Raw genomic sequence first — 15779 nt, forward strand, 5'->3', positions numbered from 1 at the left:
GTACGGGTGGCCCAACGCCTCCTCGCGATGACCGCCGCGATCTGGCACAACAACAAGACCGGTGCACCCGTCACCCGGTCACTGATCGCCTACGACCACTGACCGGGATTCGGAACAACTCGTCTAGACGGCGCCGTCGGTTCCTCCGGTACTTGAAGAATCTGCCTGAGCGGTGCTCAATCAAGGTGTTTGATTCGCGGCGGCACTTCCTGTTTGGTGCGGGCGGGGACGAATACGGCTGGGCAGGAGAAGCAGGGTAACGGGCCGGGCCGTCCAAACTCGTCCTGAACGTCTCGTCACCGCCGCGCCGGCCCGCGATCCGGCGATCGGCTGCTGGTGGCCCAGTTCGCGAGAGCCGCTTCGCTGGTGGTGTGGTCGAGGCCGATGATCGCGGCGCCGCGCAGCGGCCCGTCGTCGCCATGGGTGGCGTCAACGACTGGGGGCGGCTGGGTGCGGTGCGAGGTCATGAGGCCCCCGGTGTAGGCGTTCTGAAAGGCAACCCGGGCGGCGTCGCGCAGGGCGGGACCGAGGCCGCCGAGGGTGATCAGGTCGGGATCGTGGATGTTGACCAGGCCGGCGATGCCGGCGGCGAGGGCTTGCGCGACGGTGGTGACCGCCTGTCGGGCCCGGGTGTCGTGACCGGTGCGGTTGAGGACGTCGCGGGTGTAACCGTGCGGGTCGGTCGGGGCTGGTTCGCCGAGATGGCGGGCGAGCGCGCGGCCGTCGACCTCAAGTTCCCAGCAACCACGGGCGCCGCACGGGCAGCGCAGCTCGCGGTCGCCGAGCGGCAGGTGTCCGTACTCTCCGGCGGCGCCGTGAGCGCCGGTGACGGGTCGACCATCGATGGTGAGCGCGCCGCCGATGCCGGCCTCGACGATGAGGTGCAGCGCGGTGCCGGCGGCGGTTGCCGCCCCGGTACGCGCCTCCGCGGCTGCGGCAAGGGTGGCGTCGTTGCCGATCAGCAGTGGCAGGGACGTACCGCTGGTGAGGGTGTCGAGGTCGACCGGTCCCCAGCCGAGAGTGGAGGCTTGGACGAGGTGCCGGTCATGAATGGTGGCGGCGACGGCCAGGGACACCGCCCGGAGCCGTCCGCCGTACCGGGTCAGGGCGTGGTCGATCGTCTTGCGCACCGCGCCGAGGACCGTTTCCGGGCGGCGGCTGCGGTGCCGGTGGTGCCGCAACTCGTGCGGCTGCCCCTCGACGGTGATGACGGCCTGCCGCCACTGTCCCTGACGCACGTCGACGGCGAGCACGACCGGACCCTCGGGGTGCGGCCGTAGCACGGTGGTGGGTCGGCCACGCCCACGGACCGGGGCCGGTGCCTCGGTCAGTAGCCGCAGCTCGCGCATCCGAGCGGTGATCTCGGTGGCCAGGCCGCTGGCCAGTCCCAGCTCGCGGGCCATCTCCGCGCGGGTGATTCCGGGGCGACGGGCCAGCACGGCGAGTACCTGCGACACGGTATGCCATCTGGCCGCGTCCGCACGCTGTCGGGTAGGGCTTGCCATGGGAGGGGACCACCGCCTTATGCTCGTACCGCGAGTATAAACGAGGGGGTTGGTCATGGACCTGTCGACGGTGTCCGCAGTCCTGCTGGACATGGATGGCACGCTGGTGGACTCCGATGCCGCGGTCGAGCGGGCGTGGCGGGAGTGGGCCGGCGAGTATGGCGTCGATTCGGCCACGGCCCTGGCGATCGCCCACGGCAGCCCAGCCGAGCGCACCGTACGGCGGTTGCTGCCGGCGCTCGACGACGCGCAGGTCAGGACGGCGGCCGCGCGGCAGTTGGCGCTGCAGTACGACGATCTCGCCGACGTCACCCCGACCCGGGGCGCGCGGGACCTGCTGGTGACCCTGGCCCGGCTGGGCCTACCGTGGGCGGTGGTGACCAGCGCCGACACCCGGCTGGCCAAGGCGCGACTGGCCGCCGCCGGTATCGACCCGCCGGTGCTGGTCACGGTTGACGACGTCAGCGCCGGCAAGCCCGATCCGGAGGGCTACCTGCACGCCGCCCGGCTGCTCGACGTACCGCCCGAGTATTGCCTCGTCGTCGAGGACGCCGCCGTCGGGGTCGAGGCCGGACGCGCAGCGGGCGCGACGACGGCCGGCCTCAAGGGCGTCGACGCCGATCTTCGCCTGGTGGACCTGACCCGGCTGGCGTACCTGCTAACAGAGGCGCCTCGTACCAGGGCTTGAGCTGGCGTGACCTTCGGTAACCCGTCCTGTCATCGGCAGATCCGGAAGCCGTGCGGGCTACAAGTCGTCACCCGGTGTAGTCGCTCGATCGCTGACGATCTCTAGACCTCCGAGGCCGGTTGCCCCGACGCGGTCACCGATGTTGATCAGCGCTTTGTAGGTTGAGGGCGTACCCGACCCTGCATTGGAGCCTGGACGCCGGCGCCCACCCCCTCCACGAACGGCGGCGTCGGGACCGAACCGTCCCGACGCCGCCGTGTCCCACCCCTCACGCAAGAGCCGGGCCCTTCAGACCCCACATCGGGAGCGGAGCCTGAAAGAACCCGGTCTGCGCAGATCCTACCCAATCGCAGCCCTCAACCCGCCGAAGCGACCCGCTGACAACCACCACGCGGCCACCCACGACCAGGTGGTGCCCGAACAAGCTGTCGATCTTCGGCCCCCGGCCACTGGTACCCAAAGAAGCTGACGATCAACAACCATCGATCATCTACCACGGCAGGTGGTACCCGAAGAACCTGCTCAAGTGGTGCTCGTTCAAGGTGCCGGAATCACGGCGGTCGCCGAGTCGATGTCGGCACCGTCGACCGCCGGCGGGACACCATTGCCGGCCGCGTACACCTCGACCACCTCGCCGGCCAGGTGCCGGGCCAGGTCGAGTACGTGCGCGGCCTGCTCCACCACCGGCCCGCCGGAGGTGTCCCGGCGCGGCCACCAACCGACCGGCGGCACCTTGTCCAGCCAGGCGCCGGTGACCAGCCGCACCGGCCGGTCGGCGAGGATCCGGCGGGCCTGCTCGACCACGGTCAGATATCGCCAGTGGTGCCCGACCGCGGTCACCAGCCCGCCGTGCCGGACCAGTTCGGCGGTCCGCAGCGCGGTCTCCCGGTCCAGCCCGATCGGCTTCTCCACGAACATCGGCAGGCCGGCCTCGAGGACCGCCTCCTCGACCGGGCCGTGCGCGAACGGCGGCACGCAGACGTACACCGCGTCCAGGTCGGCCGCGAGCAGCGCGGCCGGGTCCGGGAAAGCCCGGGCGTCGTACGCCGCCGCCAGCCGCCGCGCCGACTCCGCCGCCACGTCCGTCACCCCGACGATCCGTACGTCGTCGAAGCCGGCCAGGACCCGGGCATGTCGCTGCGCCACGTTGCCCGCCCCGACCAGCCCCACCCGACAGACCCGCATCGGGTCACCTCCCACCGTCTCCGCCGACCGTCGACTCCACGTCCTCCGACGACCTTCTCCGGCCCGGCCGGAAATGAAACGTTCATCACGACGCCGCGTCATCGGCGGTCGAGCTGATCAAGCTGTTACCCCGGGACCCGATTGGCGGGACCCGATCGAGGGAATGTTCGGCCCGGCTCATTCACGACCCAGGGGGTGCCCGTGCGGCAGTCAGCGACCACCGTCTCACCCGTTGTCGGGGCGTGGACCACGTACCGTACCCGCGACGCCGCACAGTGGACGGCACGCCGACTGCTCAAGGCCAAGGGGGAGAGCACGGTCAGCGTGGTCATCCCGGCCCGCGACGAGGAGGCGACGGTCGGCGCGATTATCGACACGCTGCGCCGGCACCTGGTCGAGAAGACCCCGCTTGTCGACGAACTGATCGTCGTCGACTCCCGCTCGACCGACGGGACGGCCGAGGTGGCGACCGCTGCCGGCGCCCGGGTGGTCAGCCAGGACCAGATGACCCGCGGGCTGCCCCGACTCGACGGCAAGGGCGACGCGCTCTGGGCCGGTCTCGCCGCGGCCGGCGGCGACGTCGTCGCGTTTGTCGACGCCGACCTGCGCCGCTTCTCGCCCCGCTTCGTCACCGGACTGCTCGGCCCGCTGCTCACCGACCCGACGGTCGCGTTCGTCAAGGGCTTCTACCACCGCCCGCTGGTCGGCGCCGCCGGGGTCGAACCCGACGGCGGCGGCCGGGTCACCGAACTGATGGCCCGCCCGCTGCTCAGCCTCTTCGTCCCGGAGCTGGCCGGGTTTGTCCAGCCGCTCGCCGGCGAGTACGCCGGCCGCCGTGCCGTCCTGGACCAGATCCCGTTCGTCTCCGGCTACGGCGTCGAGATCGCCATGCTGATCGACCTGGTCGACCTGGTCGGCCTGGACGCCCTCGCCCAGGTCGACCTCGGTGAACGGCTGCACCGGCACCAGGACACCGAGGCGCTCGGCCGGATGTCGGCCCAGATCCTCTACACCGTCTGGTCCCGGCTGCACCGGCGTGGCCTGGTCACCGACCCGGTGCCGCCGGCCGGCGTCCTCACCCAGTTCCGGCGCGGCGGCGACCAGGTCCTGCCGAACCTGGACCGGGACATCGTGGTCACCGACGTCTCGGTCGCCGAACGGCCACCGCTGGCCAGCGTCGACGAGCGGTTCCGCACCCGGTGGCACCGGCAGCGGACCCGGAGCGCGGCGACCCAGGCCCGGACGGCCGGCGCCCCGAACCGGTCCGCCCGTCCGGCCGGACTGGCGGTGACCGGCGCATGAGCCTCACCGTCCTGGTCAACGCCGGGCCGTGGCTGCCGGTGCCGCCGAAGGGGTACGGCGGGATCGAGAACGTGGTCGCCACCCTCGTCCCCGAACTGCGCCGACTCGGGGTCCGGGTGGTCCTCGGCACCGTCGACAGCAGCGAACTCCCGGTCGACGAGAAACTCGCGATCTTCCCCGACGGACAGTTCGGCCACCTGCAGCGCCCGTACAACCAGGCGTGCGGGATCGTGCAGAGCCACCTGCACGCCGCGGTCCGGCGACTGTGGGACGGCGGCGACATCGACCTGGTGCACGACCACGTGGAGGCGGCCGGCCTGGCCACCCTCGCCGCGCTCGGCCCGGACGCCCCGCCGGTGCTGCACACCCTGCACTGGGACCTGTTGTCGCTTCCTGAGGTAGAAGGTCCGCTTCTCCACGCCTGACACGCTCCCGAACGGTGCGTCGCGGCCGGCGGGCTGCGGCCCCGCCGACCTGCGGCCGCCACCTCGGCTGAGGGGGCCGGGCGTCCACCGTGTAGGCCCCGGCGAGTTCGGTGGGAAGCGGCTCAGACCGGGGCGTACGGACTGAACTGGATGCCGGCGAGCCGCCAGCCGCCCGGCAGTTCCACCCACACCTGGCTCAGCCGGACGGTCAGGGCCATCACCTCGCCTCGCCAGGTCACCCGGCTGCGTTGGACGCAGCGGACGATCGCGGCGCGGTCGTAGCGGCGTACGTCCAACTCGCTCGTTTCGAGCGAGAGGTAGCCGAAGTCGGCGTGCCGGTCGATCCACTGCCGTTTGTCGAGTGGGAAGCCCTGGTCTCCGATGGAGACGAAGTCATCGGCGAGCAGGGCTTCCAATCGCTCGGTGTCGGCACGTAACTCGGCGTCGTCGAACGCCTGCCGCAGTTCGCGGACGTTGTCGGTTGTCACGTGGTGCTCCCGTCGGTGTGGGCCCATCGTCCGGTGGCGATCCCGGCGTCGCCGTCGGTCAGATCGTGACGAGCAGTTTGCCGGTGGTGTGTCGGCGGACGAAGTCCACGCAGGCCTGCGGCCCCTCGTCCAGGCTGTACCGGCGGCCGATGGTGGCCCGCAGCGCGCCGCCGACCGCCTGTTCGCCGACCTCGCGCATGCCGCCGAGGGTGCCGTCCATGTCCAGCACGAAGTGCAGTTCGACGTCGTCCCGGCGGATCCACTGCTGCTCGGGGACGGGGTAGGTGATGGTGAGGAGGCGTCCGCCCGGGCGGACCGCGCGGGCCACGCCGACCAGTTGGTCGCTGGGCAGGGTCAGGTTGACCACGACGTCGACATCGGTCGGGTACTCGGTCTCGGTGTATCCGATGACCTGGTCGGCGCCGAGCCGGCGCAGCAGGTCGGCGTCGGTGTCGGTCGCGGTGGCGACCACCCGTGCCCCGGCGTCGGCGAGCAGCGGGACCAGGGTGGTGCCGACGCCGCCGGTCGCGCCGACGACCAGGACCCTCTCGCCGGCCCGGACCTGCCCGGTGGCGACCAGGGCCCGGGCGGTCAGGCCGACGGTGGGCAGGGCGGCGGCCTGTTCGAGGTCGAGGCCGGCCGGACGGTGGGTCAGGAACGGGGTGTCCGCCTCGAAGACCGCGTACTCGGCTAGCGAGCCGGTGCTCAGCGACGGCCGGGTGGTACCGGCCATCGCCCGCAGCGCCCGGGGTACGGCCTGACCGAAGATCTCGTCACCGACCCGGTACGCGGTGACGCCGGCGCCGACCTCGCTGACCGTGCCGGCGAAGTCGTTGCCGGGTACGTGCGGGAACTCCAGCGGTACGGCGTCGCGGAAGTCGCCGCTCGGCAGCCGGACGTCGGCCGGGTTGATCGAGGCGGCGGCGATCCGGACCTGGATCTGTCCCGGGCCGGGCCGGGGCGTCGGCACCTCAGTCACGGTGTACTCCTCGGGTGGTCCGTAGCCGGTCGCGACGACTGCCTTCATGGATGACCTCCAAATAAACGGACCGCACGGTCACGTTGTGGGGCCACGCTAGCGATAAGCGGACCGCCTGGTCAACTTGTTAGGGTGGCAGCCGTGACCCAGCCCCGCCCGCTGCGCGCCGACGCCGCCCGCAACCGCAGGCTGCTGCTGGCCGCCGCCGCGGACGAGTTCGCGGAACGGGGCCTGGACGCCTCGGTCGCCGACATCGCCCGCCGGGCAGGCATCGGCAAGGGCACCGTGTTCCGGCACTTCGCCACCAAGGACGACCTGCTCGCCGCGATCGTCGTGGATCGGATCCAGGCGTTGACCGACGTCGGCGAACGGCTGCTCGACGCGGCGGACCCCGGCGACGCCCTGCTGGAGTTCCTCACCGCCGCCGCCCACCAGCGGCAACAGCGCGACCTGTCGTTCCTCCAGGAGGCCGGCGACCTGAGCGAGGAGGTCACCCGGCTCCGGACCCGGATATTCCACACCGTGCACCGACTCGTCGACCGGGCCCGCGAACACGGCGCGATCCGGGCCGACGTCACCGGCGCCGACGTCATCCTGCTGATGTGCGCGCCCAACCACGTCGTCAGCTACGTGCCGGACGCCCCGCCCGACCTGTGGCGGCGCTACCTCGCCATCATCTTCGACGGGCTACGCCCGCAGGGCGCCCACCCGCTGCCCCAACCGCCCCCGGACAGCTACGGCGACCCGGTCGGGTCCTAGCCGTACGCCGGGCACCGTCGGCACGCCCCGGCGACGCGCCCGGCGTACCAACCACCGTGGCGCCGCGTCGGTTAGTGTTCCGGTGACTACCCGCCCCACGCGTCGTCCGCCGCCCGTGCGACGAGCCGGGGTCGGGGCAGCGGTACCAAACCGAGGCGGGTTGGGGGCAGGGTGGGACTGTCAGCCACATTCGGGCGGGCGGTCGCCGCCCACCGGCAGGCCCGGGCACACCTGGACGCCGCCCGCCGGGCACTCGGCCAACTCCGCCCCCCACCCGACACCGGGGAGGCCGCCGACACCGTCGGCCGGCTCCGCCGGGTCGGCGAAACCCTCACCGCCGAACCCGAACCGGCCCGGTTCTTCGCCGGCCCGCTCCCGGTCCGGCTCGGTTGGGCCGACACCGTCGACGGCGACTTCCCGGCCGTCGTACCGCTGGCCGGCGGCACCCACCTGGCGCTCGACACCGACGCCCGGCACCCGGCGGTCGCCGCGCTGCTGCGTACCCTCGTCGTCCGGCTGCTGGCCGCCGCACCACCCGGCTCGGTCCGGGTCTCCGTACTGGACAGTGCCGCGCTCGGCGCGACGTTCCTGCCGCTGCGGTCCCTGGTCGAGGCCGGGGTGCTGCACCCGCCGGCCACCACCGACGCGGAGGTCGCCGAACGGCTCGACGACGCCGAACGGCACGCCCGGGCCGCCCAGCACGCCAGCACCGGCAGCCCTGAACTGCTGCTCCTGGTCGCCGCCTCCGCACCCGAGGGCCGCGACCTGCACCGGCTCGCCGCCCTCACCCACGCCGGGCCGACCGCCGCGACCTGCGTCCTCGTCGCCGGCTACCCACCCCGGTCCGCCGGACTCACCCCACCGCCGTTGGGCGCGGCCACCGCCGTCCGCCTCGACCCCCAGGGGTACGCCTGGATCGGCGACCCGCCCGGACATCCGTTCAGCGCCGACGGCAGCGGCCTGTCCGCCCCGGTACGCCTCGACGCCGACCCGCCACCGCACCTGGTCGCCGCCCTCGCCGAACGGCTCGGCGACCTGCACCGCCGCGAGTCCGAGTTCGGCTTTCCGGACCTGCTGCCCGCCCAGCCGTGGTCGGAGTCGTCCGGCAACGGGCTGCGCGCGGTCGTCGGCCGCGCCGGCCGGGACCCGGTGATCTGCGCGTTCGACGACCAGACCCCACACTGGCTGATCGGCGGCCGGACCGGCTCCGGCAAGACCGTCTTCCTGCTCAACGTCCTCTACGGACTCGCCGCCCGCTACTCACCCGACGAACTCTCCCTCTATCTGCTCGACTTCAAGGAGGGGGTCAGCTTCTCCGAGTTCGTGCCGACCGGCCACGACCCGTCGTGGATCCCGCACGCCCGCGCCGTCGGCATCGAGTCCGACCGCGAGTACGGGGTCGCCGTACTCCGCGAACTGCGCCGCGAACTCAACCGGCGGGCGTCGGCACTGAAACGCCACGGCGTCACGAAGCTCGCCGACCTGCCCCGGGACGGTAGGCCGGTGCCGAGGATCGTCGCCGTCGTCGACGAGTTCCACGTGCTGTTCGCCGGCAACGACGCGGTCGCCCGGGAGGCCGCCGCCCTGCTCGAGGAACTCGCCCGCAAGGGCCGCTCATACGGCATCCACCTGGTCCTGGCCAGCCAGAGCATGACCGGCATCGAAGCCCTGTACGGCAAGACCGACTCGATCTTCGGCCAGTTCCCGCTCCGGGTCGCGCTGCCCGGCGGCAACGGCGTACTCGACAAACTCAACGAGGCCGCCGGGGCGCTGCCGGTCGGCTCGGCGATCGTCAACCCGTCGGCCGGGATCGGCGGCGCCAACACCGTCATCCAGTTCCCGGACGCGCACGCCAACGCCACCGAGGTCGCGGCCCTGCGGCACGAACTGTGGCAGGCCCGCGGGTCGAACTCCCGGCCACCGGCGGTCTTCAAGGGCTACGAGTCGGCGCACGTCGACGACGATCCGACGTACCGGGGACTGGTCGCCGGCGGACGACGCCCGCTCGCCCTGGTCGGCCGGACCGTCGACGTCGACCTGACCACCGCCAACTTCCCGCTCGACGCCAGCCCCGGCCGGCACCTGGCGGTCGTCGGCACCTCCCCGGTCGGGGCGAGCGTGCTGCACGCCGCCACGGTCAGCCTGGCCCGCCAGCATCCGCCGGGCAGCGCCCGGTTCCTGGTCGCGCCGTTGGTCGCGGTCGCCGACGACCTCGCCGAGTCGACGATCGACGAGCTGACCGGCGCCGGGCATCCGGTGACCCGGCTCGACGCCGCCGGACTCCGCGACGAGCTGCGCAAACTCGCCGGCCAGCCGACCGACGGACCGGCCCGGACCTTTGTCGTCGGGTTCGGCATGGACGGCGCCAGCGGCGCCCTCGCCGCCCGCGACGAGAACTTCCGGTCCGGGCTCGACGACCTGCAGGCGGTGCTGCGGCAGGGGCCGGCGCACGGCGTACACCTGCTCGGCTGGTGGCGGGGACTGCGGCGGCTCGCCGACGACATCGGCGGCTCCAGCAACCGTGACGACGTCGCCTGCCTGGTGGCGTTGAACGTCACCGGCGGCGAACTCGGGATGTACCTCGGCCAGCACGACCTGGCGTACACCCCGAGGGCGAACCGGGCGCTGCTGGTCGACCGGCACGACCAACGGACCCGGCTGATCGTGCCGTTCGTCAGCCGGGGCCACGAACCGGACGACGAGGGAGACTGAGGTGGCCAGCTTCGCCGAGTACGCCGCACTCGCCCGGCACCTGCACGACCTGCACCGGTCCGGCGCCCAGGCCACCGCCCGGGTCGCCGAGCAGCGCGGCAGCGCGGAGGCGGTCGCCGACCGACTCGACCAGCGGCTCGACGCCCAACAGCACCGGCTGGCCGCACTCGGCCAGGCGATCGGCAAGTCGGTACCGCCTCCGGGGCCGGGCGGGCCGGTGCAGCCCGGCCCACCCGCCTCCACGCCCGCCCCGCACATCCCACCCCAGCCACCGCCGCCTGCGGCTGCTCCCGTCGCGGGACAGCCGATGCCGCCGGCCCCGCGTCAGCCGCTCCGGGACGACGGGTACCCGCCACCCGCCCCGCACATCCCACCCGTCCGGCAGCAGCATGTCGAACCGGCGACCGGCGGGACGTCGTACCCGGAGGTCGCCGGCGGGCCGGCGCGCCGCGCCCTGCCGTCGACCTCGGTGAGCGGTGCGGACACCGGCGGTTATGTGCCCGGTCAGCGCGGACCGGTCGACCTGCCGGCGGCGGCCGGCGTGTGGGCCGCCGACCCGCACCGCGAGCTGGAGCTGGCCCGGCAGGCCGCCGACGGCGCCGACATGCTGATCGTCCAGGCGGAGACGATGGCCCAGCAGCCGACGCTGTTTCCGACGCTGTCACCGCGTCGGCGCGCGCTTGCCGTCTACGGCATCTGCTCCGCCGTGCTCGCGGTCATCATCTGGATCATGCTTACCGCCGTCGAACTCCGGGACGCCACCACCAGCTGGGCGAAGGCCAGCGCGGCGTTCGGCGTCTTCGCCTGGGGCTGCGCCGGCCTGCCGGCGATGACGTTTTTCGTCGGATACCTGGTGATGAGCGTCTGGGGCAAGCCGAAGATGGTCGCCGGCCGGGCGGCCGGCTATCCCCGACTCGGCTTCCTGATCTGCTTCGCCGCCTCGCCGGTCGCCTTCCTGATGTACTACGCCGTCGCCGGCTGACCTGTCGGCTGTGCCCACCGCCCGGGGCCGGTCAGGCACGGAACGCGTTGAGCACCAGGGTCGCGTACCGGTTCCAGACGTCCGGGTCGTCTTCCCGAAGCACGATCAGCTGACGGACCGCGCCGCAGAGGACGATCCGCACGTCGCGTGTGTCCAGGTCAGGTCGGACGTGGCCGGTGCCGGCGGCGTTGCGCAACAGCCGTCCGACGAGGTCGAGCAGGTTTCCGGCCGACGGTAGGCGTCCCTCGTAGAAGGCGGTGGCCAGGCCGCGGTTGCGGGCCAGTTCGTCGAAGAGCGCCAGGACGTATTCGTGCAGTCCTCGGTACGCGTCCGGCGCGGCCAACGCCTGTCGTGCCCGAGCTTCCAGCCGGTGGAAATGCTCGCCGGCAACGGCCGCGACGAGGTCTTCCTTGGTCGGATAGCTGCGATAGACGGTGGCCCGCCCGACGCCCGCCCGAGCAGCGACCTGGGGCACCGTCACCTCGAGGCCGTGTTCGGCGAACAACTCCTGGGCCGCGGCGACGACCAGCTGCTGGTTACGACGCGCGTCGGAGCGCCGGTGTGGGTGGGCGGCACTGGCGGATCGCGACTCGGTCACCGCATCAGCGTCCCACACCGCCACCGCCGTTCAGTCCGTCTCGGCGTCGAGCTTGGTCACCGTCTCGTCGCCGTAGACCTGGGTCACCGGCACCTGCAGCACGGTGCTGACCCGACCGAAGGTCCAGTAGTAGCCGACGACCTGGATGACCTCGACGATCTCACGGTCGGTGAGGTGCTCGCGGGCCTCGGCGAACAGCTCGTCGCGTACGGTCGGCCGCTGCGTGATCTCGGCGGCGAGACGCATGACCAGGCTGTCGTACGCGGTGAGGCTCGGGTCGGTGAGCCGGCGCTCGCCGATGACCCGGAGGGTCTCGTCGCTGACGCCGGCCGCCCGGGCCATCGGCACATGCTGGGCGGTGACGAAATCGCAGTCGGTGTACTCGGCGGTGGTGAGGATGACCAGTTCCCGGGTGCGGTCGGGCAAATCGAGCGCGGTGAACAGGGTCCGGGCGAACTGGATGAACGGCTTCACCGTGCCGGTCGCGTGGGTGAGCATCCTGACCTGCGGGTCGGGCGGCAGCGCGCTGAGGAAGGTGCTGACCTCCGCAGGGATGGTCGCCGGGTCCGGATCCGGCAGCCGTGGGCCTTCCGAGGTGGTGTTCTCCCCGATGTCGGCGCCCGTCTCGGCGAGTTCGGCGAAGCGTCCGTCCGGCGCGAACCGGCCGAAGACGACGACCTCCTTCTGGGCGGTCGTGCCGTCGTTCATCGTGATCCGGTAGCGGTGCCGCTCCGCGTACCGGTCGCCGTCGACCACCTCGTCGAGCACGGTGACGGTGCCGCCGCGGATCTGGCCGCGGATGGCGACGACCATCTGTCGGAACGCTGCCCGGTCCAGTTCCCGGCCTTCGGCCCGGTGGACGTAGCCGGGGGCGTAGTACCGGTCGAGCGCGGTGTCGAGGTCCTCGGTCGGGTCGAGGGCGACGGCGCGGAGGGCGTCGCTGATGCGTACGTGGGCCATGTGGCATCTCCTGTAAACGGACTCGTGTGTCCGCTAAACCGTAACGGACACACGAGTCCGGTTACCAGTGGGCTACGTCACAGCCCGTTACTGGATTACATCTTTGCGCTATCGGGTCGGCTTGCGGCAGGGATGTCGCGCGGTTGCCTGCACGTGCATCTGACCTGTTCTCATGGGGTGTCGCCGACCTGATTCAGAGGTGACAGGTGGGACGGGGGTGCGGCCCGTCAGCGATACGCAGGGCGACCTCGCCAGGGCCGTCGCGGCTGCCGGCGGGCACCGCTACGAGTCGATCAGGCCAACCACACTCGGGGCCGGTCGGGACAAAGACCGGCGTCGGTCTCGACGGAGGGGAGGCGGTCCGGTTGGGTGCCGCCCGCGCCGTTGACCTCAGGACCGGGGGATTCCTTGGAGCGGACGACGGGACTCGAACCCGCGACCCTCACCTTGGCAAGGTGATGCGCTACCAACTGCGCTACGTCCGCGTACCGGATCAACCTAGTACATCGGCGCCGGCGGAATTCCGCCCGGGTCGGTGAGCGGCGATCGGGACAACGGATGATCCGATCACGGTCGAGTCCAATCGGAGCCGTCCGGCGGATCGCCGTGGTCTGCCTGCCCGGCGTTGTCGTCCAGCTGCCCGGTCTCGTCTGCCTGCTTGGTCTCGGCTGCCTGCCCGGTGTCGGCTGCCTGCCCGGTGTCGGCTGCCTGCCCGGTGTCGGCTGCCTGTTCGGTGTCAACCTCGACGGCGGTCAGGAAGCGGTCCAGTTCGGCAGGGGAGAGGCCCTCGTCTTCGAGCAGCCCGACCAGCAGCAGCGTCTGGGCGGCCACTGTCGACGGTTGCTCCGGCTCGGGGGCGGGTCGACCGTCCAGGGTGGCCCAGAGCAGCGACTCGGCGAGCCTCGGGTCCAGGTCGTAGCCGGTGACGTCGTACCGCTCCCGCACACTCGCCACGAACCGGATCACCGGGGCCCGCTCCTGGCCGGCCCGGAAACGGCGGTCGACGGCGAGCCGGAACGCGGAGTCGAGCAGCAGGCCGTACCGCTGCCAGCCGCGTTCGTCGAGCCGACTCAGCCGGTGCTGGTGGTCGCGTACCCGGCCGGTGGCCAGGTCGCGCAGCGGGGCGACGTACCGGCTCACCATGCCGCACCTGCCGCGCTCTGCGTACGGCGGAGCCGGGCCAGCAGGCCCCGAAGGCCGGTGCGTGGGTGCAGACTGATCAGCACCGTTGCGGCGGTCCGCGCTCCGGTGACCAGGGGCGCGGTCGGTCTGACCGGGTTGGCCCGGGGCCGGGGCGGCGGGGCGGTGCCGGTGAGACTGTCGACGTACCGGTCGATGGCCCGGGCGCCGAGCGCCAGCCGGGCCGCGACCAGGTCGAGCCGGGCGATCGCCGTCCGCCAACGCGCGGCCGCGACCCGGGCCGCCGGGTCGCCACTGGTACGCCGCAGCCGATCCTCGGCGGTCGCGAGCTGCCGGCGCACCCGGGTCACCACACCGCCGGCCCGTTCGGCGTCGGCCTGGGCGGCGGCCAGCCCGTCGATCAGTTCTCGTACGCTCGCCGGCTCTGCTCCGGGGAGCTTCCGGGCCTCGGCGATGCCGGCGTACACAAGGTTGAGCGCGGCCCAGGCGTCGGTGAGCGCCCCGCTCCAGCGGGTCGGGCCGGCGTGGAGAAGTGGAAGATCGGCCCCGACAAGCTGCCGGGTCGCCCGGTCGACCGCCGCCTCGACCGTCAGACAGGCGGCGCGCAGCTCGTCGGTGGGCAGCGGCGTACTGACGTCGCCGGTCATCATCGGAAGCTGCCGGTGGCCGTACCAGGTGTGGTCCTTTCGCTGGTTGGTGCGCCGGTGAGCGTGGTGGGCCAGGGTCCGCCGGGCGGCGGCCAGGGTCGCGCAGGGGCCGGGCCGTCCACACCCGAGACACACCCCGGTGTACGCACACACCGCGTGCCGGACGATCGCCTCCCGCGCCTCGGAGATCCGGGTACGCGCCCAGCTGGCGTAGCCGGCGTCGGAGAGCGCGGTCATGGCGCCGTCCGGCGGTACTGGTTGGAGGGGCTGGTCATCGTGCCTCCCGTCTGATCGGTGGGGGATAGCCGGGTACGGGCAGGGGCGCCCGGCCGGCCGGAGGGGACGGCCGACCGGGCGTGGTGCGGATGGGACACCGACCGGCCCCGAGGGTGCTGACCAGGGAACCGGCCAACGACAGCTTTACATATCCGCCCATGCAAAGCAAGGCCATGGCCACCCATCACTTGTCATACAAGGACTGAACGTGATCAAATGGGGGCGCTGACCAGGGAGACCGTATGCCCGCCAAACCGAAGTGGGAGCGCCTCGCCGACCATCTGAGATCACAGATCGAGTCTGGTGACCTCGCGCCCGGAGACAAACTGCCGTCCACGGCTGAGCTGTGCAAAGAGCACGGCGTGTCCGCGATCGTCGTACGCCAAGCCATCTTCAAGTTGCGTACCGAGGGCCTGATCGAAGGCGTGCAAGGCGTGGGCGTCTTCGTCGCGGAACGCTGACTGTTCGACGGTTGCCGGGTGGCTACGTCCTGTGGGTTGCAAGATGCTCTCGGGCCATGTGATCGTCGGAGCGCCTAGCGCGCCCATCGGCAGGGCGTCGACCCGATTGTGTAGGATCGATCGTCTCTTGGGTTGGCGGCGCTGCGGGCATCGTTACGCCACGCATAATAGCCGCTAGTGTCCTAATTGACGTATGTCGAACGACTGGCCCAAGGTCATCACGGGGGCAAGTGCTTCGGGTGCAGGAAGTCCGTCGAATCGGTCGGTTGTCCAGTGCTTTGTGGACACGCCTTCCCCGAAGCCGCAAGGTGCGACGGGCTTTTACGATGTGTGCCAACCGGCGCTCATTGAAGGGTCCAAATTGCCAACGTTCGCCTGGATGATCATTAATGGTATCGCTGCCGCCTTCGTGGCGTACGTAATCAACCAGCTTCCACCAATTAGTCGTTTTCGATACAGGCTCTTCGTGATGTTGGTAATGTGCCTGGCATTCGCCGTGCTGGGAGTCGTTGCGACTTACCAGATTGCCTCCAGCGAGAAGAGTACTCAGCCTCGATCCACCGATGCGGTTCGTGTTGATCGCAGTTGAATAGATTTGATCCGATGTGGTTTCGGGGCAGGGTGGATTCGCCGATTACGTGGTCGGCTTGCTCGGGGCAGGGTTGTGCGGGG

At 71.7% G+C, this 15779-nt stretch carries 16 protein-coding genes, 1 tRNA gene and 1 pseudogene; 9 read left to right on the plus strand and 9 right to left on the minus strand.

What is annotated here, in order from left to right; translation table 11 throughout:
* A pseudogene (locus tag ABGB05_RS36215) lies at positions 1-102 on the plus strand (IS982 family transposase); the annotation flags it as partial.
* Between the two features lie 194 nt (positions 103-296).
* Here the strand turns inward: ABGB05_RS36215 and ABGB05_RS36220 are convergent.
* Complete coding sequence (locus tag ABGB05_RS36220; protein ID WP_347658548.1) at positions 297-1457, minus strand: ROK family transcriptional regulator; 1161 nt, start codon at positions 1455-1457, stop codon at positions 297-299.
* A 103-nt stretch (positions 1458-1560) separates the two neighbouring features.
* Between ABGB05_RS36220 and ABGB05_RS36225 the strand changes: the two genes are divergently transcribed.
* On the plus strand, positions 1561-2193 hold the full coding sequence (locus ABGB05_RS36225) for an HAD-IA family hydrolase (RefSeq protein ID WP_347658549.1): 633 nt from the start codon (positions 1561-1563) through the stop codon (positions 2191-2193).
* A 537-nt stretch (positions 2194-2730) separates the two neighbouring features.
* On the opposite strand, the gene ABGB05_RS36230 is transcribed toward ABGB05_RS36225, so the two are convergent.
* Positions 2731-3378, minus strand: a complete 648-nt coding sequence (locus ABGB05_RS36230) for a Gfo/Idh/MocA family oxidoreductase (RefSeq protein ID WP_347658550.1) — start codon at positions 3376-3378, stop codon at positions 2731-2733.
* A gap of 201 nt (positions 3379-3579) precedes the next feature.
* Here ABGB05_RS36230 and ABGB05_RS36235 point away from each other — a divergent pair, with 201 nt between their 5' ends.
* Both ABGB05_RS36235 and ABGB05_RS36240 read left to right on the plus strand, forming a co-directional pair.
* Positions 3580-4680: a glucosyl-3-phosphoglycerate synthase gene (locus ABGB05_RS36235; protein ID WP_347658551.1), complete on the plus strand. Its 1101-nt coding sequence runs from the start codon at positions 3580-3582 to the stop codon at positions 4678-4680.
* Positions 4677-5105: a glycosyltransferase gene (locus ABGB05_RS36240; RefSeq protein WP_347658552.1), complete on the plus strand. Its 429-nt coding sequence runs from the start codon at positions 4677-4679 to the stop codon at positions 5103-5105. The genes ABGB05_RS36235 and ABGB05_RS36240 overlap by 4 nt, the downstream gene beginning before the upstream one ends.
* Positions 5106-5227: 122 nt before the next feature.
* Here ABGB05_RS36240 and ABGB05_RS36245 read toward each other — a convergent pair whose 3' ends face one another.
* Complete coding sequence (locus ABGB05_RS36245) at positions 5228-5593, minus strand: nuclear transport factor 2 family protein (protein WP_347658553.1); 366 nt, start codon at positions 5591-5593, stop codon at positions 5228-5230.
* 58 nt (positions 5594-5651) lie between these two features.
* Positions 5652-6620 (minus strand): NADP-dependent oxidoreductase, encoded by a 969-nt coding sequence (locus ABGB05_RS36250; protein WP_347658554.1) that lies wholly within the window; start codon positions 6618-6620, stop codon positions 5652-5654.
* A 93-nt stretch (positions 6621-6713) separates the two neighbouring features.
* Here ABGB05_RS36250 and ABGB05_RS36255 point away from each other — a divergent pair, with 93 nt between their 5' ends.
* From ABGB05_RS36255 to ABGB05_RS36265, 3 genes are all read left to right on the plus strand, one after another.
* A complete protein-coding gene (locus tag ABGB05_RS36255) occupies positions 6714-7331 on the plus strand; it encodes a helix-turn-helix domain-containing protein (RefSeq protein ID WP_347658555.1) in 618 nt (205 codons plus the stop codon).
* Positions 7332-7502: 171 nt separating this feature from the next.
* Positions 7503-10043: an FtsK/SpoIIIE domain-containing protein gene (locus ABGB05_RS36260; RefSeq protein WP_347658556.1), complete on the plus strand. Its 2541-nt coding sequence runs from the start codon at positions 7503-7505 to the stop codon at positions 10041-10043.
* A gap of 1 nt (position 10044) precedes the next feature.
* Positions 10045-11025 (plus strand): hypothetical protein, encoded by a 981-nt coding sequence (locus ABGB05_RS36265; RefSeq protein ID WP_347658557.1) that lies wholly within the window; start codon positions 10045-10047, stop codon positions 11023-11025.
* A 31-nt stretch (positions 11026-11056) separates the two neighbouring features.
* On the opposite strand, the gene ABGB05_RS36270 is transcribed toward ABGB05_RS36265, so the two are convergent.
* The 5 genes from ABGB05_RS36270 to ABGB05_RS36290 all read right to left on the minus strand — a co-directional run bounded on the left by ABGB05_RS36270 (position 11057) and on the right by ABGB05_RS36290 (position 14607).
* Entirely contained in the window at positions 11057-11623 is a 567-nt protein-coding gene (locus tag ABGB05_RS36270; RefSeq protein WP_347658558.1) for a helix-turn-helix domain-containing protein, read from the minus strand.
* Between the two features lie 30 nt (positions 11624-11653).
* Positions 11654-12583 carry a carboxymuconolactone decarboxylase family protein gene (locus tag ABGB05_RS36275; RefSeq protein WP_347658559.1) on the minus strand — a complete coding sequence of 310 codons (930 nt, stop codon included), beginning with the start codon at positions 12581-12583 and terminating at the stop codon, positions 11654-11656.
* Positions 12584-12992: 409 nt separating this feature from the next.
* Positions 12993-13068, minus strand: a tRNA-Gly gene (locus ABGB05_RS36280).
* An 82-nt stretch (positions 13069-13150) separates the two neighbouring features.
* Positions 13151-13726 (minus strand): hypothetical protein, encoded by a 576-nt coding sequence (locus tag ABGB05_RS36285; RefSeq protein WP_347658560.1) that lies wholly within the window; start codon positions 13724-13726, stop codon positions 13151-13153.
* A complete protein-coding gene (locus ABGB05_RS36290) occupies positions 13720-14607 on the minus strand; it encodes a hypothetical protein (protein WP_347658561.1) in 888 nt (295 codons plus the stop codon). The genes ABGB05_RS36285 and ABGB05_RS36290 overlap by 7 nt, the downstream gene beginning before the upstream one ends.
* Before the next feature lie 281 nt (positions 14608-14888).
* Here ABGB05_RS36290 and ABGB05_RS36295 point away from each other — a divergent pair, with 281 nt between their 5' ends.
* Positions 14889-15107, plus strand: coding sequence for a winged helix-turn-helix domain-containing protein (locus ABGB05_RS36295; RefSeq protein WP_347658562.1), 219 nt, complete (start codon positions 14889-14891; stop codon positions 15105-15107).
* A gap of 193 nt (positions 15108-15300) precedes the next feature.
* Positions 15301-15696: a hypothetical protein gene (locus ABGB05_RS36300; protein WP_347658563.1), complete on the plus strand. Its 396-nt coding sequence runs from the start codon at positions 15301-15303 to the stop codon at positions 15694-15696.
* The last annotated feature ends 83 nt before the right edge of the window (positions 15697-15779 follow it).

The sequence above is a fragment of the Plantactinospora sp. B5E13 genome, assembly GCF_039871775.1.
In the GTDB taxonomy this organism is placed as follows: domain Bacteria; phylum Actinomycetota; class Actinomycetes; order Mycobacteriales; family Micromonosporaceae; genus Plantactinospora.

Coding starts and splice junctions, on each gene's coding strand:
- ABGB05_RS36225 (WP_347658549.1), top strand. CDS start 1,561: ATGGACCTGTCGACGGTGTCCGCAGTCCTGCTGGACATGGATGGCACG.
- ABGB05_RS36230 (WP_347658550.1), bottom strand. CDS start 3,378: ATGCGGGTCTGTCGGGTGGGGCTGGTCGGGGCGGGCAACGTGGCGCAG.
- ABGB05_RS36240 (WP_347658552.1), top strand. CDS start 4,677: ATGAGCCTCACCGTCCTGGTCAACGCCGGGCCGTGGCTGCCGGTGCCG.
- ABGB05_RS36250 (WP_347658554.1), bottom strand. CDS start 6,620: ATGAAGGCAGTCGTCGCGACCGGCTACGGACCACCCGAGGAGTACACC.
- ABGB05_RS36275 (WP_347658559.1), bottom strand. CDS start 12,583: ATGGCCCACGTACGCATCAGCGACGCCCTCCGCGCCGTCGCCCTCGAC.
- ABGB05_RS36285 (WP_347658560.1), bottom strand. CDS start 13,726: ATGGTGAGCCGGTACGTCGCCCCGCTGCGCGACCTGGCCACCGGCCGG.
- ABGB05_RS36290 (WP_347658561.1), bottom strand. CDS start 14,607: ATGACCGCGCTCTCCGACGCCGGCTACGCCAGCTGGGCGCGTACCCGG.
- ABGB05_RS36295 (WP_347658562.1), top strand. CDS start 14,889: ATGCCCGCCAAACCGAAGTGGGAGCGCCTCGCCGACCATCTGAGATCA.
- ABGB05_RS36300 (WP_347658563.1), top strand. CDS start 15,301: ATGTCGAACGACTGGCCCAAGGTCATCACGGGGGCAAGTGCTTCGGGT.